Consider the following 25,559-nt stretch of genomic DNA (forward strand, 5'->3'; position numbering starts at 1 on the left):
CCCGTGGTTTGTTGTTTATAAAATGTTAAAAAAATTAATTCCTAATTTAATTCCATAATAAATGATTATGATTCCACAAACTACATTGATTACTTTCAATGCCTTTTCGTTGAATACTTTTTTGAATACACTAACTATTGTTCCCAGAGAACCAAACCATACAAATGAAGCTAAAGAAGACCCTATTATAAAATATTTAGCCATTTCAGCAGGTAATGATGCCCTAAATCCACCAAACAATAGAGTTCCATCTATTAAAGCTTGGGGATTTGCCCATGTCACCAAAAAACATGAGAATGCAACCTGTAACAATGTCTTCTTTGTTTCAACACTAGTATTTAGTTTTGGTGTTGATCGAATTAATTGAATACCAATCCAAATAATCGCTATAGAACCAAGACCTAACATTATTTTTTTTATTATAGGTACTGCCTCTATTAATGCACCCATTCCAAAAAAACATGCTAGAGCCAAAGAAATATCAAATAAAATAGTTATAATAGCTACCTGATACATTCTTGAACGACTTTGAGTCATGGCTGTATTTATTACATACATGTTTTGCATACCGATTGGAGCTACATAAGCTATTCCAATGGTAAAACCTTTAATAATTGTTTCAATCATAGATACCTCACTATTTCCTCTTAAATTTAGACGAGCCTATTTAAAATGATATATCTAATTTATATCTTTGTCAATTTCAATTTACAATATCTTTTCGTTGACACACCATATAAAAACAATTAAACTATGAACAATAGGAAAATAAAATGAGAAAATCGCTTATCTATAGTTACAGGAGGAAAGAAATTCATGAAACTGCGAATAGATAAAATGCTATCAAATATAGGTCTTGGATCGAGAAAACAAATAAAACAAGACGCTAAGAAAGGTTTTATAAAAATAAATGATGAAATAATAAAAGATAGTTCTAAAATAATAGATACAGAAGTTGACGAAATAAAATATAAAAACGAAACTGTAAAATATGTTCAGTATATATATCTAATGATGAATAAACCTCAAGGAGTTGTTTCAGCAACAGAAGACAACTATGATAAAACAGTTATAGATTTGTTAGAAGATAACGATAAGTTTTATGAGCCTTTTCCAGTAGGAAGACTTGACAAAGATACAGAAGGACTATTATTAATAACGAATAATGGAAAACTTGCACATGACTTACTATCACCTAGAAAACATGTAAATAAAAAATATTATGTAGAAGTTGCAGAAGAAGTAATAGAGGAGGACGTAAAAGCCTTTGCCAAGGGAGTAACCTTAGAAGATGGATATAATACATTACCAGCTAAATTAGAAATAATAGAATCAGGATATCCATCCAAATGTTATGTAACAATAAAAGAAGGTAAATATCATCAAATAAAAAGAATGTTTAAAGGAATCGATAATGAAGTAGTTTATCTCAAAAGAATATCCATGGGTCCATTGAATCTCGATGAAACATTAAAGTTAGGACAATACAGACACCTAACCAAAGAAGAAATACACAAACTGTAGGGGACGCAGCGTCCCGCGACCCCAACGATTCCAAAATGAAAATCGGCCCCACAAACGTAGGGGACGCATTGAATGCGTCCCGAGACCCCAACGACTAACCCGAACCAACAAGGAGGTTAAACATGAAAATAGGTATGCCAGCACTAGTTGAATACACATCATTGACTCAATTAGTAAACTTATGTTTAGAATTAAAATTAAACTTTATTGAATTAAATATGAACTTACCATATAACTTCATAGAAAACATAAATCCTATAGAACTTAAAAATATCACAAAAGAAACAAATATTGAATTTACAATGCATATGCCAGATGAAGCAGATTTAGGAACTTTTTATAATAGTGTTAGAGAAGGATATGTAAAACTTTTTTCAGACACATTTGATTGGGCTATTGAATCGGGAGTAAAACTTTTAAATATGCATATAATTGAAGGAGCTAAAATGACACTTCCTGATAGGAAAGTCTATATGTACGAAGAATATTGCGATGAATACATAAACAACTTTACAAAATCAATTGATTTTCTATCAAAAAAAGCAAAAAAGTTTAATATAATATTAGCCATAGAAAATAGCAGTAACTTTGATAAAAGTTATATTCAAAAAACCTTAAATAAAGCAATAAAATTACCTAACGTTAAGCTTACATGGGATGTAGGACATGATGCTGTAAGTAAATTTACTGATAGCCTATATTTAATGCAACATAAAGATGATATAGCTCATATGCATATTCACGATGTTAAGGGAAAAAAGGACCACCAGGTACTCTTTGAAGGTGATTTAAATATAAGCAAGTTAATTAAATTTGCAGAAACAAAAAACATACCTATTCTTATTGAAGTTAAAACTGTTGAATCATTAAAAAAATCAATAAAAAAACTAAACAAAAAGCCCCTAGTGTGCTAGGGGTTTTGCCATATCTTACATAACAGGGGTGGGGGTGTATTCTCTAATTAGGAGAGAACAGTTATGCAAAATATCAGTACATTACAATATACGACATGTATCTACAAAAAAATGGGGTACTAATAAAAAAAAATAAATTATTTAAAAATAATTGTAAAGTCTGAAATGTGAAATATTATATTGTTATAACAATATAATAATGATACAATTTCATATTATATACTTTTCAATTGTATATATCATCTATTAATAGGTATTTTATTATCAGAATTAGCATATTATTTTATGAACATCGTAGTAATATAATGAATTTGAACAATTACTCTAACTTTATGCTCATATATTAATTTGCTTAATTTTAATATCAGGAGAATTATAATGAAAAATAAAAAAGTAAATAAGAAAAGGGATTGGAAAAAAATAGTTAGTAGATTACTTTTTATTATACTAATATTGTCAATAATTTATGCTAGTGTTAAAATTGTTACTACACCTTCCGAAGTTGTTACTACTGAGGCATATGTAAAAGTAAAAAGCGATTATGTTTTAATGCTAATCCAATGTATATTGGGATTGATTGTTATGTTAATACCATCAGCTGTTGAACATAGATGGTGTATAGATATTCCTAATAAAATGGAAATATTATATTTTATTTTTCTTTTCTGTGCAATCTATCTTGGTGAAGTTAGAGATTTTTATTATGTAGTACCATATTGGGATTCTGTACTACATGCTTTTAGTGGTGGAATGCTAGGAGCTTTAGGATTTAGTTTAGTTAGTTTTCTTAATGATTCAGATAAATTACAGTTTGAATTAAGTCCCTTTTTTGTGGCTTTATTTGCTTTTTGCTTTGCATTATCAGCAGGTACGGTGTGGGAAATATATGAATACACATTTGACGGATTAATGTCTCTTAATATGCAGAAGTTTGCCTTGCAGGATGGCACATTACTTGTAGGTCATGCGGCTCTTGCAGATACAATGAAAGATTTAATAGTTGATGCACTAAGTGCGTTAATTATTTCAGTAATCGGATATTTTTCTTTAAAAAATGGTGATATTTTTGATTTGTTTATAAATAAATCAAAAAAAACTATTGACAAGGATGAAAATATAGTTTAATATTACATCCAACATCAAAAATAATTAATGCGTTGAAGCAGAGAAAGATATTTTAGTCATTTATAGAGAGTTGGAAACGGTGGAAGCCAACAATGAAAAAATATGTAATATTCACTGCAGAGCATATCTGTTTAAAGGGAAACCAAGTAGGCAGATGCGTATACTCACGTTACAGAGTTAGAAGTTGATTGACTTCGAAGAGTGATGATTTATATCATAATTAGGGTGGTACCGCGGATCTTTCGTCCCTATAAGCACATTTGTATAAAAAAACAAATATGCTTATAGGAATGAAAGATTTTTTATTTTTTGTAAGACTGCGAAAAGCCCTAACCCCTAACCCCAGGAAATATTTTAAACTATGCGCAAAGTTTAATTTATGAAAATAAATTAATAGGAGAATGAAAATATGGAAATTAAAGCAGATAGCAAAATTGAAAATGCTCAAAAAAGAAAGAGGAACTCAATTGTTCCACCGTTTTTAGGAATAGCTGCAGTATGGTTTGGTACTCACGCCGGACCAGGCGTTGCTTCAGGAAAGCAAGTTGCATCATATTACTCAGCTTATGGAATAATAGGAATGTTTACACCGATACTTGCAATGGCGTTATTAGGACTAGCTATATATTTTGCAATAGAATATTCTAGGGTCCATGAGATACATGATTTTAAAACATTTACTAATAAATTTTTTCATCCTCACGAAAAATTATTTAGCGCATTTTTTGAAATATCATTCCTTGTAACGTCGCTATTAGCACCAGGCCTTTGTATTGCAACTAGTGCTCAGTTATTAGAACAATACTTTGGGTTAAATATTTGGATTGGAACTATATTAATGGTTTTAATATCTGTAATATTAGTTATTTATGGAGCTGAAATAGTGAAAGCTGCATCTACAGCCCTAACAGTTGGAATACTTGTAGTTATCGGTTTAATTGTTTTCTTGGGAATTAAAGCTAACGGAAGTGCAATCAGTACAAATTTGGCTAATACATCAGTTGCTGATTACTCATTATTCGGAGGAATTTGGTTGGCAATAACATATGCAGGCTTCCAATCAACTGGAATTATAGGAAATTGCATTTCAGTTTCCCAAGGATTAAAAAGTAAGAATGATTCAATTAAATCTGCAACGCTAGGAACAATATTGAACACAGTGATGCTAGTTGCTATCGTGTTAGTAAACTATGCTTATCAACCTGAATCAATTAACAGTTTATTACCAAACTATTATATAGTTCAGCAGTTAGGATTGCCCATATTAGAAACTGTGTATGTTATATTCGTAATAATGGCATCTTTGTCAACAATTATAGCATTTGCGTTTTCACTTGTTGCTAGATATGGAAATAAAGAATATTTGGTAAATAAAATAAAACAAGAAAAATCAAGAAATATATTAATCGTATTAGGGATGTTGATTTTAGACGTATTAGTATCAACATTTGGAATTGCCTCTATAGTTAATATAGGATATAAGTATTTAGGATATTTCTCAATATTCGTAGTATTGTTCCCATTTATTATAGTAGGAATGAAAAAAGGAAATCAAAAATTGACTCAAGAGAACGAATAAGAGAACGAGTTTAGAGCACTTAAAACAGGAGGAATTAGACATGAAAATCATAGTACTTATTAAACAAGTACCCGATATGGAAAAAGTTAAATTTGACAAAGAAAAAGGACGAATAAACAGGGCGTCAGCTGGAACAGAAATCAATCCATTTGATTTAAATGCATTAGAAACAGCACTGCAAATAAGCGAAAAGACAGAAGCTGAAGTAATAGCTTTATCCATGGGACCTCCACAGGCAGAAGAATCATTAAAAGAAGCTATAGCAAGAGGAGCACATGAAGGAATACTTCTAAGTGATAGTAAGTTTGGAGGCTCTGATGTTAAAGCTACAGCAAATATATTATCTGCAGCAATTAAAAAAATAGGTAACTATGATTTAGTAATAGCGGGAATACAAACTGTTGATGGTGATACTGGACAAGTAGGACCTGAAATAGCTGGATGTCTAGGGATACCACATATTAGCAATGTTGAATGTATAAAAGACTATACTCTAAATAATATTGATGTTGTTAGTAATGTATGGGAAGGATTATATTTAAAGCGGGGGAAATTTCCAATATTAATAACCGTTACTAAAGATGTGAACACACCTAGACTTCCATCATTCAAAAATAAGATGAAAGCAAGAAAAGCAGAGATAACTAAATGGAATTTTGAAGAATTGAAAGAAATACTAGATGAAACGAAAATAGGAATTAATGGCTCAGCAACAAAAGTTAAAAAGATAGAAATACCTTCTCAAAATAAAAGAGACGGAAAAGTATATAGAGATAATGATATATACATTTCAGAAATATTGAATGTTCTAAAAGAAAACAAAGTGTTGCAATAGGAGGAAATCATGACAGAGAAAGAATACAATGGAATTATAATTTTTGCTGAGCAAAAGAATAATAACATACACAAAGTTTCATATGAGTTGCTAGGAAAAGGAAAATTATTGGCATCAAAACTAAAATGTGGGTTATATACAGTTGTATTAGGCTCAAAGGATATAGACACTGATGAATTAATTTACAGAGGAGCAGATAAAGTATACCATATTGAAGATGAAGTTTTTAATAAACCAGATGAATTAATATACTCTCAAAATTTAGTAAAAATTATTGAAGAAATTAAACCAGAAATTTGCTTATTTGGAGCAACAACATTTGGTAGAAGTTTAGCTCCTAGAATAGCTGCAGTTCTAGAAACTGGATTAACTGCGGATTGTACAGATTTGCAAATAGATGAAGATGGAAAATTAATTCAAATAAGACCAGCTTTTAGCGAAAATATATTAGCTCATATTAAGTCAGATAATTATCCTCAAATGGCTACAGTTAGATATAAGGAATTTGATGAAGCAGAAAGAGATGAAAGCCGAATCGGAGAAATAGTTAAAGTACAATCTATTAAATTAGAAAATAATTTAGTTGAAATAATAGAAGAAATTTCAAATGAAGACATAAATTTAGCTGATGCAAATGTAGTAGTAGCTGTTGGAGCATCTTTGAAAAGTTTAGAAGATTTGAAAATGATTGAAGAACTAGCAGAATTATTAGGAGGAAAAGTAGGAGCCTCTAGAGCATTAGTTGAAACAGGAATTATTTCAAAAGCACATCAAGTAGGGTATAGTGGAAACAGAGTTAAGCCTACAATATATGTTGCTTGTGGAATATCAGGAGCACCGCAGCATGTTGCTGGGATGAAAGATTCAGATACTATAATAGCAATAAACAACGACCCGTCAGCACCAATAATAAATATAGCTGACTATTCGATAATAGGGGATATGTTTAAAATTATCCCTGAATTGATAAATGAAATAAAAAACAAACACAACGTCGGAAATAACATGTGAAATTCGTCAATAATCGTAGGGGACGCATTGAATGTGTCCCGCGGTTTGCATAAAATGCAAACATACATTGGGAATGTTGATTAACACATATACATTGAAAAATGGAGGGTTAAAATGAATGATCAAATAATAAAAAAAATGCAACAAATTGTGGGAAACGAATGGGTAGTAACTGATACCGATAAAGTTAGCAGTTACTGTGAGGACGAAACAGAAAAAGCTATGAAACCTAAAGTGTGTACAGATTGTGTTGTAGTAAAACCTGCAAACACAGAGGAAATATCACAAATTATAAAATATGCCAATGACCAAAAATTAACTGTAGTTGCTAGAGGCGGTGGCACTAGTTTGTCAGGAGCAGCAGTTACTATTATGCCAAGCATTATTATATCCATGGAAAGAATGAACAAAATTATAGAAGTAGATGAATCTTCATTAACAGTAGAATGTGAAGCAGGTGCAACATTACTTGACATCGTTGAATTGTTTAATCAACACGATAGTTTGTACTTTCCAATTCACCCAGGAGATGAAGGCGCTCAAGTAGGTGGTATGATAGTCATGAATGCAGGCGGTGTTAGAGCTGTAAGATATGGTGTTATGAGAGAACAGGTCAAAGGATTAGAGGTGGTTTTACCTACTGGAGAAATTATTTATTTAGGTGGAAAGTTAATTAAAAACAATGCAGGTTTAGATTTGAAGAATCTAATAATAGGTAGTGAAGGTATATTAGGCATTGTAACAAAGGCTACATTAGCACTTAAACCTAAAGACAAATATTCAGGTAGTTTATTAGTTTCATTTAATGATGAAAGTGATGCAGTTAAAGCTGTGACTGAAATATTTAAAAATGGAATAAAACCCTTGGCTATTGAGTATATGGAAAAAAGCTCTATTTTAAGAGCTGCTGAAGATATAGGTATGACATGGCCTTCAAGTGTTGGAAATGTTGATTTATATTTTATTGTTTCAGAAAGAAAAGAAGATGATTTATATGAAATGTATGAGATGATTGTAGGAATATGTGAAGAAAATAATGCAATAGAAAGTTTTGTAGCAGAAAGCACAAAAGAACAACGTACACTTTTGGAAATTAGAAGCCATGTATATCCAAGTATGCAAAAAAACTTAGTAGATGCCATAGATGCGGCTGTTCCTATTAAAAATTTAGCAAAATATATGCAGGGTATTTCTAAAATAGCTACAAAGTATAATGTTGAAATTTCAACTATAGGACATATAGGTGATGGTAATATGCATAACAGTATTCAAACAGAAGATGCACAAAAACCAGAAAACTATGATAATTTAGCAGATGAAATTTTTAAATTAGTAGTAGAATGCGAAGGAGCAATTACAGGAGAACATGGTATTGGAAAAGTAAGGAACGATAAATTGAAAATTCAATTTTCAGAAAAAGAATTAAGTCTTATGAAAGCAATAAAAAATGTATTTGATCCCAACAATATATTAAATCCAGGAACAGCACTTTAATAAAAACTTCATTAATACTTGTTAATCTAAGCGCTAGCAAAAACAATTCAGCTGGACATTTCTGTTAAGCCTTCATTTTAGTAGATTAAAATGAAGGCTTTTTAATTATACCCTAGTTTTTCCTATAAAATTAACGAATAATATAATATATGCTAAAATAGGGTGTATTAATTTACCAATATATTCAAATAATTGTTACTATTTGCATAATAACAGATTTATTTAACTTAAATAATAAAAATCTGTTATAATTCTTAAAAGATGGGTATTAGATTAATAAGTATACCTGTAATTAAGGTAGAAATAAACAAAAATTGAGAAAAACAAACAAAATGACATTGATGATAATGCATACAACTAAAATTAAATTATGGAGAGTATACAATGAAGATTGAACAATTGAAATATCTAACAAGTTCAAGAAATCATAACTTTATATTTAACTTAGTATGGAGTATCATAATATTATTTTGCATCTTTATAATTGGAGGAATTATATATTTAACTGATGGATTAATGAGTTCTTTAATACAGTTATTTTATATTCCTATTTTATTAGCTGTGTTTATATTTGGTACTAAGGGAGGCATATTTTTTTCTATTATATCAGGATTAACAGTTGGACCCTTTATGCCTTTAAATGGATTAACGCAGCCTGCTGGTGCTTGGATTTTGCGAATATTTATGTTTGTAGCAATAGTTTTAGTTGTTGGTTTTCTAGTTGAACATATTAAAAGTATAAATGATATAGAAAGAAAAAAAGCTTATGAAGATATAAATACTGGATATCCAAATGTTAATAAATTCAAACATGACATAAATCAAATTATTAATTCAAGAAATCAAAATAATTTTTCTATAATTATATTTAAACTTGAAAACTTGGAAATGATAAATAGATATGTTGATTTTGAAACGGGTCAATATACTTTTTCTGCATTAATGGACAAGGTAGTAGACTTTTTTCCTACAGGTAGTATCTATTCAATAGATACAAGTAAATTTGTAATAGTCATACCTGATATAAATTCTGATATGGCCTATTCATTAGCTAAGGAATTTGCTGCTAAAACTAAAACACCAATTTATATAAATAATCTTCCAATATCAATTATTATAAAGGGGGGTATAGTATCTTTCCCACCATATAGTGATAGTGTGAAAGATATTCTATATAAATTGGATAGAGCTTTAGAACAGGCAAATATTACTCAAAGAGAAATAATAATTTATGATAACAATTTAGCTATAGAAAGCGAAAAATACTATAATACACTAGTTACACTTTATGATGCTTTGCAAAACGATGAATTTACTTTAGTATATCAGCCTAAAATTAATATGATAAATCAAATAGAAGGAGTAGAAGCTCTTTTAAGATGGAATGATAACTCAAAAAATAATTTATCTATTGCTCAATTAATTAATATAGCAGAAGAAGCAGGCTTTATTAATGAAGTTACAAAATGGGTAATAAAACATGCTATATACCAACTGAATGTATGGAAAGAAAAAGGTATAGAAACAAATGTTTCAATTAACCTTTCATCAAGAGATTTAAATGATGACTCAATTTTAAAATTTACAAAAAAATATATTAAGTTATATGATTTAGAACCTTCGTGTTTAGAATTTGAATTAACAGAGAGAACAATTATAGAAGATGAACAAAATGTATTTAGTAAGATTAATGAAATAAAAGATTATGGAATCAAAGTATCATTAGATGATTATGGAACAGGATATAATACGTATAAATATCTCATAAATTACTCTAAAACATTTAATTATATAAAAATTGATAAATCATTTATTAATAATATAAAATATAATAAAAATAGAATAATAGTAGAAGGTATAATAGATTTAGTTCATAAGTTAGGTTTAGAAGTAATAGCAGAAGGCGTTGAAACAAAAGAACAAGTTGATATTTTAAATAGTATTAATTGTGACATTATGCAGGGATATTATTTCAGTAGGCCTATAAAACCAGAAAAATTAGTTTCAAAGTATTTCGTTAAAGTAAACAGATAGAGATAATGGGATTAAATTACTTTAAATGTAAAAAAATTAATAAAATGTTATAAATAGTATTGACAAATGCTTCATAAAGGAATACAATTGAATTGGAATAAACTAGCATATTGATAAAGGCAAACTCGATGAAAGTCGAGGACGCAAAGCCACGGGCCTTAAGGTTTTATAAACCATGGTAGCCGGGTCGCCAAAATTGCGAATACATAATAATAAGTGTATTAGCTCTGTTTGGCATACAATCAGAGTTTTTTTAATTCCTAATTTGCAATCGATTTCATGGAATTGTTCTCCTAATACTATGTATTTTTAATTTGGAGCTATCTTGCTAAAAGCAAGGTAGTTCTTTCTTTCTGAAAAAATTATAATTTTGACTTGTTATAATTACATAGTACAGCTATAATTGAAATAATAATCTTGACATATTAAGGAGCATTCAATGAATGAAACAGGAATTTTTCATTGGTTTGGATATATATTACCCTTTGAAGAAAGAATTAAATTAATAAAAGAAGCAGGTTATGACTATGTAATGTTATGGTGGGAAGATGAAACTTATCCTACATATATAAATAGAAAAAAGTTAAGAAATATAGTTTATTCATATGATTTAAAATTAGATAATGTACATTTACCTTTTGATGATATAAATTTGCTTTGGAATGAAGATGAAAACAAAAGAGAAATACATACAAATAAAATTATTAAATGGTTATATGAATGTAAAAATTCTGGTGTAGATACAGTTGTTATGCATAACACACAGGGAAATAATATTGAATTAAACTATACAGCGGGATATAAATCATTTGAAAATATAGTAAAAGTTGCAGAAGATATTAAAATTAAGGTAGCATTTGAAAACACTCAAATGTTTCATTATACTGATTTTATATTAAATGAATTTAAGTCTAATTATATAGGGTTTTGTTATGATTCATCCCATGATTTCGTAAATGGACAAAGCAATGGTGATATATTAGACAAATGGAAAGATATATTGTTATGCGTCCACCTTTCAGATAATGATGGTCTATGCGATAGACATTGGATTCCAGGTACAGGTCATGTTAATTGGCAGAAAATAATAAATATAATTAAAGAAACAAAATGTAAAAGTTTTTCAATGGAAACCTATCCATTCGAAGAAGATAAAAAACTTCTACCATTAGATTTTTTAATAAAAGCAAGAAATAATCTAATTTCATTAATTTAACACATAACACATCCCGCCGCGGTATGCATACAATGCATACCCTACATTGAAAATGAAAGTTAACGTGATATTGGCATGAATATTGGAACACATTACGTTGCGTATTGAAAACGAAATTAACATATTGTTGTGACGAATAATGGGACGCATTGGAATACGTATTGGAAATACAACACAAACGTAGGGGACGCATTGCATGCGTCCCGGGACAAACCAAATCAACACGATTAAATCAATATAACACGACCCGTGGCGGTATGCATACAATGCATACCCTACATTGAAAATGAAAATGGTCGTGATATTGGGACGCATTGGAATACGTATTGGAAATACAACACAAACGTAGGGGACGCATTGCATGCGTCCCGGGACAACCGAGACAACCGGTACAACATGATTTAAAGGTAAAAATTATAATTGGAGGAAAACTATGAAAACTAGGATATTAGAAAAATTGAATACTGCAAAAGGTAAAATTGGTTTTTATTATAAAAATCTCATTACTGGCGAAGAAATATGTTATAATGAAAATGATACATTTTTGGCTGCTAGTGTAATAAAGCTTCCAATTTTGGCTGAGATATTTCGTGAATCTGCATTGGAAAATGTTAACCTATCTGAAATATTAACTGTAAAAAATAGTGATAAAATGCCAAGTTGCGGTGCATTAAACTTATTTACTGACGAGCCTAATGTAGATGTGAGAACGTTATGCAAACTTATGATTGCATTAAGTGATAATACTGCGACTAATGTTCTAATTAAACATTTTAATATTGAAAAATTAAACAAAGGATTTGATGAAATTGGGTTATTAGATACTAAAATTAATCGACTTTTATTTGATGAAAGTGCTCAAAAAGAGGGAAAAGAAAATGTGATTGTACCAAGAGAATTAGGTTATTTGTTAGAACAGATATACAATAAAACTTTTGTCAATGAGAATGTTTCCAAAGAGATAGAAGAAATATTGTTGGAACAGCAAATTAATCATAAAATTCCAGGTAAATTACCAGAATCCATTAAAGTAGCTCATAAAACAGGTGAAGACGATGGTATTACAAATGATGTAGGTATTGTGTATTCAGAAGAACCTTTTGTAATAGTGTTCGTGTCGAATTATACTGATGTACCAGAATTTGAACAAATGATTCGTGATATTTCATATCAATGTTGTAAACTTGATAAATAGATTAATTAGTTTGGAGATTTTATGAAAAATGCAAATATAGATTTAATTATTGATAGTGATTTGAAAATTAGAGAAATTAGTATTGCTGCTCTTGATTTAGTTAAGCCTGAATATCAATTCTACTTAGGATATAAAAGTGATAGATTTCAAATTTCGGATGTAATTATAATTGTAGAAAACCACTATTCAAAAAATAAAGAAATCTACACAAAAGAATTTATTCATAATTTAAATATTGATTATAGTGAATCTATGAAAGAACGATTTATTATTGTAGGAGCTTATAAAGATTCATCCATACAAGCTATTTATAAAGATAATTTCTCAAATGAATCTTTAAAAACAGTTTTTAATGGACAAGAGATTTCTATTGCTACTACTGACGAATCAGTGTTTTTGCAAATTGATGATACCAATTATAATATTGAATTGAGTAAATGGGATAATCAAGTTATTGCTTTGAATTCTAATCAAATTAAATTCTTTATTAATCCTAATATTAAATTTAAAGAAGACTTACTGGAATATTTTTATTTAGGTAGTTTTAATGAGTTTATTAATTACAAAAAGGACATTATCATTGGTTTAGATGTTGAACAAATTTTTAATAACGACTTAATTAATAACTTAAAAGAATTTTTTAATTCTAAAGAATCTCAAATGATATTTACATATAAAGGTGAGAGTATATATTTAGTGAAAAAAACATTACTAGTTGACGAGAAAAAGGTTATATCAATTAGTATTTTTACTAAAAAGATGTGTATAAATGAAATTGATTCATATGGGAATGTTTTAAAATCACTTGAGAAGTTTGAAGCGATGAATACCCAAACCCCATGTTTAAATTATATAAATATTATAGGGAACAGTCCTGAAATTAGATTGGTGGAACAATTATTAGACAGAGCTGCTAGAACAAATGTTACGATTATGTTATTGGGTGAAAGTGGAACAGGAAAGACACTTTTTGCAAAGGAGATACATAATAAGAGTAAAAGGAAGAATAATCCCTTTATTCATGTTAATTGCGCAGCTATTCCTAAAGAATTAATTGAAAGCGAACTGTTTGGTTATGAAGAAGGTGCATTTACTGGTGCTAAAAAAGGTGGTAAAAAGGGTTATTTTGAAATAGCTAATAAAGGCACTGTTTTTTTAGATGAAATTGCAGAGTTGCCTATGGAGTCACAAAGTAGACTTTTGGAAGTTTTACAAAGTAAGACTTATTATAGAGTAGGAGGGCAATCGAAAATTTATGCTGATTTTAGGATTGTAGCTGCAACAAATAAGGACTTAAAGGAACTTGTTGAAACTAATCTTCTAAGAAAAGATCTTTATTATAGATTAAATGTTTTTTCAATAACAATACCACCTCTTAGAGAGAGAGGGGATGATATCTCTCTTTTGTGTAAAAGTTTATTGCCAAAAATTTGCAAGAATCTTGAGATTGAGTCTTTACTCATAAGCGATGAAGTTCTTCAAAGATTTTCATGTTACCATTGGCCTGGTAATGTTAGAGAACTTGAAAATATTTTAGAGTGTGCTGCTATTTTATGTGAAGGTAGAGTAATTCAAAACAGACATATTATGATGATTGAAAATGAATTTACACAAGACATACATACTACAAGTTTAAAACAGAGAGTTGATAGTTATGAAAAACAAATTATATATGATTCTCTACGATTATATAAAAATAAAATAAAGACAGCAGAAAAACTTGGAATTGGCAGAACTACACTTTTTGAAAAAATGAAAAAATATGATCTTGAATTCTAGGAGGAAATTATGTTATCAAAACAAATTAAAGATAGAATAGGAAATATACAAGGTAATATCGGTATATATTATAAAGACCTTAAAAGCGGTAGAACTTGTATCGAAGGAAATAGTGAGAAATTTATTTCTGCCGGATTAGCCAAAGTTCATGTTTTGCTAGAAGTTTTTAATCAACTTGAACAAGGAAAATTTAAGAAAGATGATATTTATATTTTAAAAAATACTGATAAAATGCCATCTATTGGGGCAGTTATGCATATGCATGAAGGAACTGAATTAACAATTGAAGATTTATACAAATTAATGATTTCGATTGGTGACAATTCAGCATTTAACATTTTAGTTAATTTATTAGGTATTGATTCTATAAATATGACTTTAGATGAATTAGGATTTGTTATATCACGTGTTAATAGATTGCTTTATTCTTATGATGCTATGTCTAAAGGGGTTGAAAATTACACTTCAATACATGAGATTGGAGATATTTTCGATAGGCTATATAACCAGCAAATAATCAGCCGAAAAGCTAGTAATGAAATTATTGAGGTTCTCAAATTGCAACAACGAAACTTTATAATTCCTTACTATTTTGGTCTTAATACTATTATTGCACATCAAGTAGGTGAAGATGATGAGTGTATTCACGATGCGGGTATTGTATATTCTATGAACCCTTTTATTCTGTGTATGAGTGCAGATAATGTTGATGTTAAAAAAGCTGAAAGTGCAATGAGAGATATTGCATTGATGAGTTTTAAACATTCAAATAGACTTAATTAAAATGTTCGAAAAAATGACGTGAAATTCGGAAATCCGAACTAAAAAAATAATTTTTATTTTCTAAAATCAGATTTGAAGTTGATTTCAAGTCTTTTTTTATTGGCATAAAAATTGCTTAATTAAGAGTAGTGAAACATTTAAAAAACATAATGAAGAAATGAGGCTTATAAAATGATAGTATTTGATTCACATAGTGACCTATGGATAGATATTTTGAGAAAAAATCGAATAGGGGAAAAGGATGTCTTTAAAACAAGATATTTAAAAGCATTTCAAGATGGCGAAGTAATTGGAGGAATATTTGTAATTTGGGTTGATCCACCCTTTACGGCTTATCCTGTTGAAAGAAGCAAAGACGTAATTAGAAATATGGCAAAAGAATTAAATAATAACACAGATATTATGAGATTAATCAGAAATTATGATGATATAGAAAAATCATTAAAAGATAAAAAAATGCCTATTATGATGGGCATAGAAGGAATGAATTTCATGGAGGAAAGTGTGGATTATCTAGATGTCCTATATTTGATGGGAGCAAGACATGCTATGCTTACATGGAATGAAGAAAATATTTATGCAACAGGTTCAAGAGGAAATAAAAATAGAGGCTTAACAGAAAAAGGTATTGAAGTTGTTAAAAGGATGGAAAAGTTAGGTATGATAATTGATGTTTCTCATGCCAATGAAAAAACGTTTTGGGATATTGTTGACAATACAACTGGACCTATTATTGCATCTCACTCTAATGTAAGAAGATTATGTGATACTGTAAGAAATTTAACAGATGAACAATGTAAAGTTATAGCTAATCGGAATGGTGTCATTGGAATGAATAGCTATGATGAATTTGTATCTAAAGATAAAGCTAAAAAGAATTTAGATGGTCTTATAGACCATATAGATTATTTGCAAAAATTAATTGGTATAGACCATATTTGCTTTGGATTTGATTTTATGAATTATTTAAATTCACCACCTGGAGAAGATGAAAGTGTCATAGGTCTTGAAGATGTATCACAAACACAAAATATAATTAATGCAATGAGAAGAAGGGGTTATTTAGAAAATGATATAGAGAAAGTAGCTTATAAAAATATCTTTAGAGTTATAAAAGATGTTTTAGATTAATTATAAATTCATTAAATGAATTAATTTAATAAATTATATATGAGAGATAAAAGGGAGGTGTGAATTACAGAAGGTTAAATAATTAGTTATAAATAGACATAGTTAGATAAAATTCTAGGAGGTATAAATATTATGTTAGTTAAATTAGCTTCTGCATTAGTTGACTTTTTATGGGGTGTACCATTATTCGTAATTGTTATGGGTACAGGTTTATTTTTTACAGTAAAATCAAACTTTTTTCAATTTAAATTTTTTAAACATATGTGGAAAATAACCTTTGGTTCATTGTTTGAAAAGAAAAAAGAAGAAGGAAATGTAAAAGGTGTACTAACACCTATACAAGCCATTAGTACAGCAGTTGGCGGATCTATCGGTATGGGTAATATTGGTGGTGTTGCTTCTGCTATTGCAGTTGGTGGACCAGGTGCGGTTTTGTGGATGTGGATAGCGGCATCAGTTGGACAGATAATAAAAATGGTTGAGGTTTCTCTAGCTTGCCACTACAGATTGACAGATGAGAAAGGTGATCCATATGGAGGACCTAACTATTATATGAAGAGAGGTATTAGCGAGGAAAGAGGATATAAAAAACTTTATAAAGTACTTAGCTTCATTTTCATGTTTGGTATGCTTGGTGGCTTTTTTATCAATGTAGCAAATTTTACATTATCAGAAGCGATTACAAAAGTTTCTGGCTGGAATATGGTTGCAGTTAGTATAGGGTATACCATTGTTATATATATAATTACTGCAGGTGGAATTCCTAAAGTAGGAAAAATTTCAGAAAAAATTGTACCTTATATGGTTGTGTTTTATATTGGAACTGGTTTGTTTGTTATATTTAAAAATTATGCTGCAATTCCAGGAAGTTTAAAGCTTATTATATCTGGCGCATTTAGTGGAACAGCTGCTGTAGGTGGATTTACAGGTGTTGCTGTTGCAAGTGTTATTCAAATGGGTATCTCAAGATCAGTTTACAGTAATGAAGCTGGTTGGGGTACTTCACCTATGATACATTCAACATCTAAAACAGATCATCCAATTCGTCAAGGGTTATTTGGAGTATTTGAAGTATTCATGGATACATTCGTTATTTGTTCTATTACTTCTTTAGTTATTATTACAACTGGAGAATGGTCTTCAGGTTTATCAGGAGCAACATTAACTTTAACAGCATTTGAATCTGGAATGGGTTTTGCTGGACCACTTCTCTTAACAATAGCTATGGTGTTATTTGCATTAACTACAGCTGGCGGTTGGTATGGATACTATGAAATTTTATTAAGATTTTTATTCAAAGATAATGAAAAGGCCAAAGAAATTGGTTTGAAATTTGTAAAATTGACATATCCATTGCCAGGATTACTTTTGACTATTCTAGCTGCGACAAATAACTATCCAGGATCAACTGTATGGATTTTTGCAGACATAGCTACAGGGGTTCCAACATTCGCAAATATTATTGCCATATTTGTTCTTTTCCCAAAATTCTTTGAATTATTAAAAGATTACAAGGCAAGATATTTAGGCATAGGCAAGATAGATCCTAATTTTAAAGTTTTCTATGAAGACGATATAACAAACGTAGGGGACGCATTGAATGCGTCCCGGAACAACCAAATCAACACGATTAAATCAATATAACACGACCTGTCGCGGTATGCATACAATGCATACCCTACATTGAAAATGAAAATGGTTGTGATATTGGGACACATTGGAATACGTATTGGAAATACAACACAAACGTATGGGACGCATTGAATGCGTCCCGTGACAACCAAATCAACACGATTAAATCAATATAACACGACCCGTGGCGGTATGCATACAATGCATACCCTACATTGAAAATAAAAATTATCGTGATATTGGCATGAATATTGGAACATAGTTGTAGGGGACGCATTTTTTCATGCGTCCCCCGCTTGTTATATTTAGGATGACAAAAAATCTTTTCTGTTTCCTACCCTAGTTTTAGCATATCAAATATCGAATTATGTAATATGGTTATTTTTATGCTAAAGGAGGATGAAGATGATTAAAAGAAAAATATCGTTAGTGATAATATTTATGATGGTAATGTCGCTAATGATACCAACTTTTGCTTTTGGAGCTGGAAAAGATTATTCAGGACATTGGGCTGAAGATACGATTGATGAATGGTATGAAAAAGACTATGTAATTGGATATGAGGATGGTTCGTTTAAACCAGACCAAACAATAACAAGAGCAGAGTTTATGAGAATGGTAAATAAAGCGTTTGATTACAATGAAAAAGGTTCTACAAACTTTAATGATGTTGAATCAGATGACTGGTTCTACCAAGACGTACAGAAGGCTGTAAAAGCTGGATACATCATAGGTTATGAAGACAACACAGCAAGACCTGGTAATAAAATTACCAGACAGGAAGCAGCTCTTATGATTGCTAGAGTAAAAGATTTAGATTCAGATGCTTCAGAAGCGAAAATATTCACTGATTATAGTGATATTGCTACTTGGGCAAGAGGTGGAGTAGGAGCAGTAGCTGAAATTAAACTTATGATAGGCTACGAAGATGGTGAATTTAGACCTGACAGATTCATTTCTAGAGCAGAAGCTTTAGTTACAATCGACAGAGCAATGGAAGAAACACCACCTGTTGATGAAGACGAAGACGATAAAGGTGGATCAGGCGGTGGCGGAAAAACACCAGTTACAACACCAGCTGCGATAAAACTTAATGGAGAAGTATTAGAATTTGATAGTAATAATTCACTTACTACAACTGCATCAGCAATTACTACATCATCATCAATAACTATAACTACTTATGGTGGCGAAGATGTAAGCGTAGCAGTAACTACTAATTCTTCAATAACAGGAACTGCAATAGAAGTTACAACTTCTGCAGCTATTGATGGCGGTATTGATCACATAGCAACTGTACCATTGAAAGTAGGAGAAAATATTATATCAATAATGGTTGGTAACGAAGAGTACATTATCACTGTTACTAAACAAGAAGAGTAGTAATCCATAATGCACTGGGGAATGCACTGGGGACGAATGCACTGGGGACTGTCCCCAGTGCATTTCTGTTATAAATTGTAATACATTTTAAATTCTTCTGGATGAGGCATTTCATTTATTTTGTAATGGTCCTTTTTTATTCTATCTATCTGATTTTTAATTATGTTTTTACTGAACACATTACCTTTTAATAAGAATTCATGGTCGTTTTCTAAGGCTTCAGCAGCTTCTAAAAGATTAGTAGGCAGAGCTTTAATTGATTTCTTTTGTTCTTCACTTAAATTATATAAATTAAAATCAAATGGTCCAAATCCTTCTTTTGTTGGATCTATTTTATTTTCTATACCGTCAATCATAGCCATTAATACAGCCGAATATGCATAATATGGGTTGCATGTTCCGTCTGGGAATCTTATTTCATATCTTTTATCCATTGGCTCAGTAGCATAGTTAGGTATTCTAATTACTGCACTTCTATTTGCTGTAGCAAAACATATACTTACAGGAGCTTCAAAGCCAGGTATTAGTCTTTTGAATGAATTTGTACTTGGATTTGTAAAAGGCATAAGTGCAGGAGCATGCTTTAACAAACCTCCTATACTATACAGTGCTGTTTGACTTAATTTAGAATAACCATTTTCATCATAAAATAATGGTTTACCTTTATCAAACAAATGTAAGTGAATATGCATTCCACTTCCACATTCGCCATTAAATGGTTTTGGCAGAAATGTTATTGTTTTATTAAATTTAGCAGCACAACTTCTAAGTATATATTTTAACTTCATAGTTCTATCTGCCATTTCAACTATGTCTCCATGACATACTTCTATTTCAACTTGTCCAGGTCCACCATTTTCACAGTGATGATATTTTATTGGAATATTATTTTCTTCAAGATGTAAAGTAACCATATCTCTGAAATCAGAATTAGTGTCGAAAGGTTTATCCAAATGATAGCTATTATAATTTCTGATGTTTAATCCAGTGTTGTTTTCTTTATTTGCTGCATTCCATTCGCCTTGACTTGACTCTATGGATACTTCCATGTGGTTAACTTCGTTTTTTACTGATATACTGTCTAATAAATAAAATTCAAATTCTGGACCTAAAAGAGCTGTATCAGCTATATTTTTGTCCACTAAAAATTTCTTTGCTTTTTCAACAAGATATCTTGGGTCATCTTCAAATCTTTCTCTTTTTTCCTTTAATGCATATATATTTCCTATCATAGTCAATGTAGGTATTTCAGAGAAAGGAGCAATAAAAGTTGAAGTTAAATCAGGTATAAAAACCATATCTGATTTTTCTACTGTTAAAAATCCATAACTAGATCCATCAAATCCAATACCATCTTTTAGCAACTTTTCATCAAATCTTGTAGCAGGAATTGTAAGATGATGCCACCTTCCACTCATATCTACAATTTTAAAATCAATAATTTTAATATTATTTTCTAATATGTATTCTTTAGCTTCTGAATAATTTTTGAACATGGTAACCTCCATTGTTTTATTTTTCACATTAATATATAGCAAAGGTTGTGCCAAAAATCAGCATTTTGCTAATTAATATATTTATGTATTTTTCAATATTATTTTAAGATAAATAGAATATTGAATTTTAAATTAAACAAAATTAATGGGAATAAAATATTTTCTAAATTATTTGTTTCCCATTAATCGTAAATTGTGGTAATATAAAATCAAATACTAAGTCAATCGAAAGGAGTAAGATTTTGAAAAGGAAAATTACTGTTTTAGTTATAGAAGATAAAATTGGCAACTATTTTTTAAAAGAACTAAAAAACATATTTGAAAATACTGTAGAAGTTGAATACTTTACACCAAATATGGCAAATAAGCCTTATATATATGAAACAGATTTGATTTTGTATACTGACCCTAGTATTTTCATAGAAATGATAGAGTATATTAAATGTAGTGCTCCTACATTGATGATGAAACGAACAATTTCTAAACAATCAATGGAGAAACTTTGGGAGCTAGATGGTAACAAAAGTGCATATGTTGTAAATATTAACAGTTTCATGGCAAATGAAACTCTAGCAACGCTTTATAGTCTTGGAATTAAAAATATGAAACTTTATCCATATTATAATGGCGTAACTAACGTTAAAAAAGTTGATTATATCATTACACCAAATGAATTTGAAAACATGCCTAATATAGATGCAGAAATAATAGATATTGGAAATAGATTATTTGATATTTCTACTATTTTAGATATTATTGCTTATTTGAATATTGAAAGGAAACATTCCGAAAAAATAATCAAAAAATATATTTTGAAAGTACCAACATTTTGGATAGGGCTTAAAAATACATTATATGACAAAAAGATGCTTTCAGGACAACTCGACGTAGTTTTGAATGAATTTGATAATGGTATAATTTTATGTGATGACAAAGGTTTTGTAATACTATCAAATAATAAAGCATCAGAAATATTAAATATAAGTAGAGAATTCCAAGAATGCATTGGGGACAGTCCCCAATGCACCAAGGATTTAAGTATTTTATTATCAAAAGATGAAATATCTGATGAAATAATTGATTTTAGAAATAAGAAACTTGTTGTAACTATGAAAAAGGTTGTTTATGATGATGTATATTTTGGTAAATTAATAATATTGAAGTACTATAATGAACTATTAATTAAGCAACAAGAGTTACACAATAAATTAATTGGGAAGGGATATTATTCGAAATATAATTTTGACAGTATTAAGGGGTCTCACCCAAAGCTTATGGATGCAATACAAATAAGCAAGAAAGTCGCAAATTCATCTTCTACAGTTTTGTTAATTGGTGAAAGTGGTACAGGTAAAGAACTATTTGCAGGAGCAATACATAATTATTCAGATAGAAAATATAAACCATTTATAGCTATTAATTGTGCTACCTTACCAGAAAATTTATTGGAATCAGAATTGTTTGGCTATGAAGAAGGCTCGTTTACAGGAGCAAGAAAGGGCGGTAAAATAGGTGTTTTTGAAAAAGCTAACCACGGAACACTCTTTTTAGATGAAATTGGTGAAATTCCATTGAATCTTCAAGCAAGGTTACTGAGAGCTTTACAAGAAAATGAAATAATGAGAATTGGCGGAGATTCAATTATTAACGTTGATGTTAGAATTATAGCTGCTTCAAATAAAGATTTATTTAAAATGGTAGAACAAGGTGCTTTTAGAGACGATTTGTTTTATAGACTCAATGTTTTTCAAGTTAATTTACCTCCACTTAGAGAGCATAAAAGTGATATTGAAATTATGATTAACTACTTTTTAAAGGAATTTAAAGAAAATAGAAAAATAGATGCTAGCTTTACTAAATTTTGTCAAGATTATGATTGGCATGGAAACATTAGAGAGCTTAGAAATACAATAGAATACATGATTCAAGTTTCAAAAGATTCACTTAAAATAGAAAATTTGCCTAATTATTTAAAAAAGAAAGAAATACTATCATTTCAATCATCAATAGATATGGAAATGACTGTGTTAGATATAATTAAATCAAGAGAAAACAAAGGTTTAGGAACTGGTAGACGCTCAATATACGAAGAATTTTGTAAGAGCTATTATAGAATTTCTGAAAAAGAAATAAGAAATATAATTAAAAAACTCGAAGAAGATGGGCGCATAACTATTTCAGTCGGAAGAAAAGGCTGTCGAATCGCTGAATAAACAAAGAAGTGCACTGGGGACTGTCCCCAGTGCACTCTTGACAATTATTAGTACTTATGATATGATTAGCATGAAAAGTATGAAAAGTATGAAAAGTATGAAAAATAAACAAAGGAGACTTTATAATGTCAGAAATAAAAAAAGGAAAATATATGTTTGGCTCTGTAAAAGTGGGGGAAAGAGGTCAAATAGTGATTCCAAAAGAAGCTAGAGATATATTTAATATTAACTCAGGTGATGAATTGCTCGTATTTGGCGATGAAAAGAAGGGATTGGCAATAGTTAAAATGGACATAATGAAAGGACTTGCGTTAAAGGTATTAGAAGGTTTTGATGCATTTGATAAACTAGAGGATGATGAGAATGAATAGTAAAATCAAGGCTGTTATTAATAAAAAAGGACAGAAGGTAGTTGCGTGGTAATGGTTTCAGTTATACGATTATTAGTATTTTAGGAGGTGGTTATCGTGTTTTTGATAATAGTTTTATGTGTAATGATTGTGGACTTACTAATCCCGTTTGCAATAGCGCTGCCATATAAAGGGTATAGTCACTTAAAAACAGTTATGAGTGTACTAGGATGTAAAGCAAGCCCTTTGGGATGGGTTTATAATATCTGGATGATTATTTCTGGTTGTACAATAGCGGTTTTTGGATACATACTTTTTACCTATTATTATAATGAACAGGCGGGATTAGCAATTGTACTGTTTACTTTGCTTTTTATCTATGGTATAGGAGATGAGGTCATATCTGGAATCTTTCCTCTAAATGAGAAAAAAGATGATGTAACTGTATCCACTAAAATCCACGGAGTTGGCTCAGTTATTGGTTTTATTACACTTTTGTTTGCGCCATTAATTTTAGCAATAATACAATTTAATGTAGGTGTGTGGTACTTGGGTTTTTCTTCGGTTATTTTTTTTCTACTTAGCTTAATTGCGTTTACTTTTTTTGTAATGGGAGATAATCCAAAATTCCAAAATAAAGTTTTTGCTTTAGAAGGGCTATGGCAAAGGGTATTGTGTTGTTTGATGTACGCCCCTTTTATAATTTGGATTATAACAAGTTTATAGAATCCAACATTTCACTGCATGGTTTTGATACATCTGAGTTATCTACAAATAAAACCGCCTTGGTGTTCTTTTTAACATTATCCATATACTTTACAAACAATATGTCGTTTTCATTAAAGCAATCTAAATTTCCCTTTTCAACTGGTATGATAATTTGCTAAAAATAGCTTTTTAGAATATAATTTTCTACTTTTTGGGTTTGCATAAGGCATTGTTTATCTTCTGATCAAAAAAAGGGGAAACTCAAATTTTGATAAATATTGTATTAATTTACCAAAAATGTTACAATAAGTCAACTATAATTACTATGCTTCAATAGATAAATGATAATTAAATAAGAGGTGGAAAATGGCAAGGGAAGCTAGAAGAGAGAGCCAGACTGGATATTATCATGTTATGATTAGGGGCAACAATAAGGAAATGGTATTTAGTAAAGCAGTGGATAAGCAATATTTTATTGAACAATTGCAACAAAAGAAAGATGAAGGACTTATTTCAATAGCAGCATACTGTTTGATGGACAATCATGCCCATTTATTGATTAATTCAAATTTAAAATTTATGAGCGAATCTTTTAAATGGGTTAATGGTAAGTATGCTGAAAGATATAATTTTAAATACGATAGGGTAGGACACGTTTTTCAAGGCAGATACAGAAGTGAAGTTATTAATATGGACGATCATTTACTACGAGTGATGAGGTATATTCATAATAATCCAGTAAAAGCTAAAATGGTTTCAAATGCATCGAAGTATTTTTGGAGTAGCTATAAATGCTATATAGGATATGATGACAAACTATTAAGTTCTAATGAAAAGCAGATGGTAATGGAATTATTTTCAGGTTCAATGGAGCAGTTTGAAAAGTACCATTTACAGTTAGTAGAAGAAAACTATGAATTCTTGGAATTAAAACAAGTTTTAGAATTAGAGCGTGAAGAAAAAGCTCATATTATTATTGAAAGATACTGCCGACAATACGGTATTAATGACATGAAGGAGCTTTTTGGTAGGAAAGATATATTGGAAGATATGATTATTGATCTCATTAAGAAAAGTAAATTGTCGCATAGAAGAATAGGTGAATTAACGAATACATCGAGAGGAATTGTTCATAATATTGCCAAAAAGGCATGAAT

General features: G+C 29.9%; 21 protein-coding genes, 1 riboswitch and 1 other annotated feature. Of the genes, 19 read left to right on the forward strand and 2 right to left on the reverse strand.

Annotated elements, in window-relative coordinates:
• Positions 1–15 precede the first annotated feature (15 nt).
• Entirely contained in the window at positions 16–627 is a 612-nt protein-coding gene (locus U8307_RS10780; RefSeq protein WP_326907767.1) for a LysE/ArgO family amino acid transporter, read from the reverse strand.
• A gap of 189 nt (positions 628–816) precedes the next feature.
• Here U8307_RS10780 and U8307_RS10785 point away from each other — a divergent pair, with 189 nt between their 5' ends.
• From U8307_RS10785 to U8307_RS10855, 15 genes are all read left to right on the forward strand, one after another.
• Positions 817–1,524, forward strand: coding sequence for a 16S rRNA pseudouridine(516) synthase (locus U8307_RS10785; RefSeq protein ID WP_326907769.1), 708 nt, complete (start codon positions 817–819; stop codon positions 1,522–1,524).
• A 122-nt stretch (positions 1,525–1,646) separates the two neighbouring features.
• Positions 1,647–2,438 carry a sugar phosphate isomerase/epimerase family protein gene (locus tag U8307_RS10790; RefSeq protein WP_326907771.1) on the forward strand — a complete coding sequence of 264 codons (792 nt, stop codon included), beginning with the start codon at positions 1,647–1,649 and terminating at the stop codon, positions 2,436–2,438.
• Positions 2,439–2,816: 378 nt separating this feature from the next.
• Positions 2,817–3,563, forward strand: a complete 747-nt coding sequence (locus U8307_RS10795) for a hypothetical protein (RefSeq protein ID WP_326907773.1) — start codon at positions 2,817–2,819, stop codon at positions 3,561–3,563.
• Positions 3,564–3,586: 23 nt separating this feature from the next.
• Positions 3,587–3,816, forward strand: a binding site (T-box leader).
• A 156-nt stretch (positions 3,817–3,972) separates the two neighbouring features.
• A complete protein-coding gene (locus U8307_RS10800; RefSeq protein ID WP_326907775.1) occupies positions 3,973–5,142 on the forward strand; it encodes a YkvI family membrane protein in 1,170 nt (389 codons plus the stop codon).
• 40 nt (positions 5,143–5,182) lie between these two features.
• A complete protein-coding gene (locus tag U8307_RS10805; protein WP_326907777.1) occupies positions 5,183–5,977 on the forward strand; it encodes an electron transfer flavoprotein subunit beta/FixA family protein in 795 nt (264 codons plus the stop codon).
• A 9-nt stretch (positions 5,978–5,986) separates the two neighbouring features.
• Positions 5,987–6,988, forward strand: a complete 1,002-nt coding sequence (locus U8307_RS10810) for an electron transfer flavoprotein subunit alpha/FixB family protein (protein ID WP_326907779.1) — start codon at positions 5,987–5,989, stop codon at positions 6,986–6,988.
• A 114-nt stretch (positions 6,989–7,102) separates the two neighbouring features.
• The gene (locus tag U8307_RS10815; RefSeq protein ID WP_326907781.1) at positions 7,103–8,482 is read left to right on the forward strand and encodes an FAD-binding oxidoreductase; all 1,380 of its coding nucleotides are present in this window, start codon (positions 7,103–7,105) and stop codon (positions 8,480–8,482) included.
• A 384-nt stretch (positions 8,483–8,866) separates the two neighbouring features.
• Positions 8,867–10,516, forward strand: a complete 1,650-nt coding sequence (locus U8307_RS10820) for a bifunctional diguanylate cyclase/phosphodiesterase (protein WP_326907783.1) — start codon at positions 8,867–8,869, stop codon at positions 10,514–10,516.
• 108 nt (positions 10,517–10,624) lie between these two features.
• A riboswitch (cyclic di-GMP riboswitch) is annotated at positions 10,625–10,711 on the forward strand.
• Between the two features lie 244 nt (positions 10,712–10,955).
• A complete protein-coding gene (locus tag U8307_RS10825) occupies positions 10,956–11,732 on the forward strand; it encodes a sugar phosphate isomerase/epimerase family protein (protein ID WP_326907785.1) in 777 nt (258 codons plus the stop codon).
• A 433-nt stretch (positions 11,733–12,165) separates the two neighbouring features.
• Complete coding sequence (locus U8307_RS10830; protein WP_326907787.1) at positions 12,166–12,927, forward strand: serine hydrolase; 762 nt, start codon at positions 12,166–12,168, stop codon at positions 12,925–12,927.
• A 21-nt stretch (positions 12,928–12,948) separates the two neighbouring features.
• Entirely contained in the window at positions 12,949–14,706 is a 1,758-nt protein-coding gene (locus tag U8307_RS10835; RefSeq protein ID WP_326907790.1) for a sigma-54 interaction domain-containing protein, read from the forward strand.
• 9 nt (positions 14,707–14,715) lie between these two features.
• On the forward strand, positions 14,716–15,489 hold the full coding sequence (locus tag U8307_RS10840; protein WP_326907791.1) for a serine hydrolase: 774 nt from the start codon (positions 14,716–14,718) through the stop codon (positions 15,487–15,489).
• A gap of 171 nt (positions 15,490–15,660) precedes the next feature.
• A complete protein-coding gene (locus U8307_RS10845; RefSeq protein WP_326907793.1) occupies positions 15,661–16,620 on the forward strand; it encodes a dipeptidase in 960 nt (319 codons plus the stop codon).
• Positions 16,621–16,752: 132 nt separating this feature from the next.
• Positions 16,753–18,264: an alanine/glycine:cation symporter family protein gene (locus U8307_RS10850; RefSeq protein ID WP_326907795.1), complete on the forward strand. Its 1,512-nt coding sequence runs from the start codon at positions 16,753–16,755 to the stop codon at positions 18,262–18,264.
• Between the two features lie 393 nt (positions 18,265–18,657).
• A complete protein-coding gene (locus U8307_RS10855; protein ID WP_326907797.1) occupies positions 18,658–19,635 on the forward strand; it encodes an S-layer homology domain-containing protein in 978 nt (325 codons plus the stop codon).
• A 68-nt stretch (positions 19,636–19,703) separates the two neighbouring features.
• Here the strand turns inward: U8307_RS10855 and glnA are convergent, their stop codons facing one another.
• Positions 19,704–21,131: a type I glutamate--ammonia ligase gene (gene glnA / locus U8307_RS10860; protein WP_326907799.1), complete on the reverse strand. Its 1,428-nt coding sequence runs from the start codon at positions 21,129–21,131 to the stop codon at positions 19,704–19,706.
• Between the two features lie 242 nt (positions 21,132–21,373).
• Here glnA and U8307_RS10865 point away from each other — a divergent pair, with 242 nt between their 5' ends.
• From U8307_RS10865 to U8307_RS10880, 4 genes are all read left to right on the forward strand, one after another.
• On the forward strand, positions 21,374–23,344 hold the full coding sequence (locus U8307_RS10865) for a sigma 54-interacting transcriptional regulator (protein ID WP_326907801.1): 1,971 nt from the start codon (positions 21,374–21,376) through the stop codon (positions 23,342–23,344).
• A 125-nt stretch (positions 23,345–23,469) separates the two neighbouring features.
• Positions 23,470–23,715 (forward strand): AbrB/MazE/SpoVT family DNA-binding domain-containing protein, encoded by a 246-nt coding sequence (locus tag U8307_RS10870; RefSeq protein WP_326907803.1) that lies wholly within the window; start codon positions 23,470–23,472, stop codon positions 23,713–23,715.
• A 96-nt stretch (positions 23,716–23,811) separates the two neighbouring features.
• Positions 23,812–24,420, forward strand: coding sequence for a DUF998 domain-containing protein (locus tag U8307_RS10875; RefSeq protein ID WP_326907805.1), 609 nt, complete (start codon positions 23,812–23,814; stop codon positions 24,418–24,420).
• 348 nt (positions 24,421–24,768) lie between these two features.
• Complete coding sequence (locus tag U8307_RS10880) at positions 24,769–25,557, forward strand: transposase (RefSeq protein WP_326907806.1); 789 nt, start codon at positions 24,769–24,771, stop codon at positions 25,555–25,557.
• Positions 25,558–25,559: the final 2 nt, after the last annotated feature.

It is taken from the genome of Sedimentibacter sp. MB31-C6 (assembly GCF_035934735.1).
GTDB lineage: Bacteria > Bacillota > Clostridia > Tissierellales > Sedimentibacteraceae > Sedimentibacter.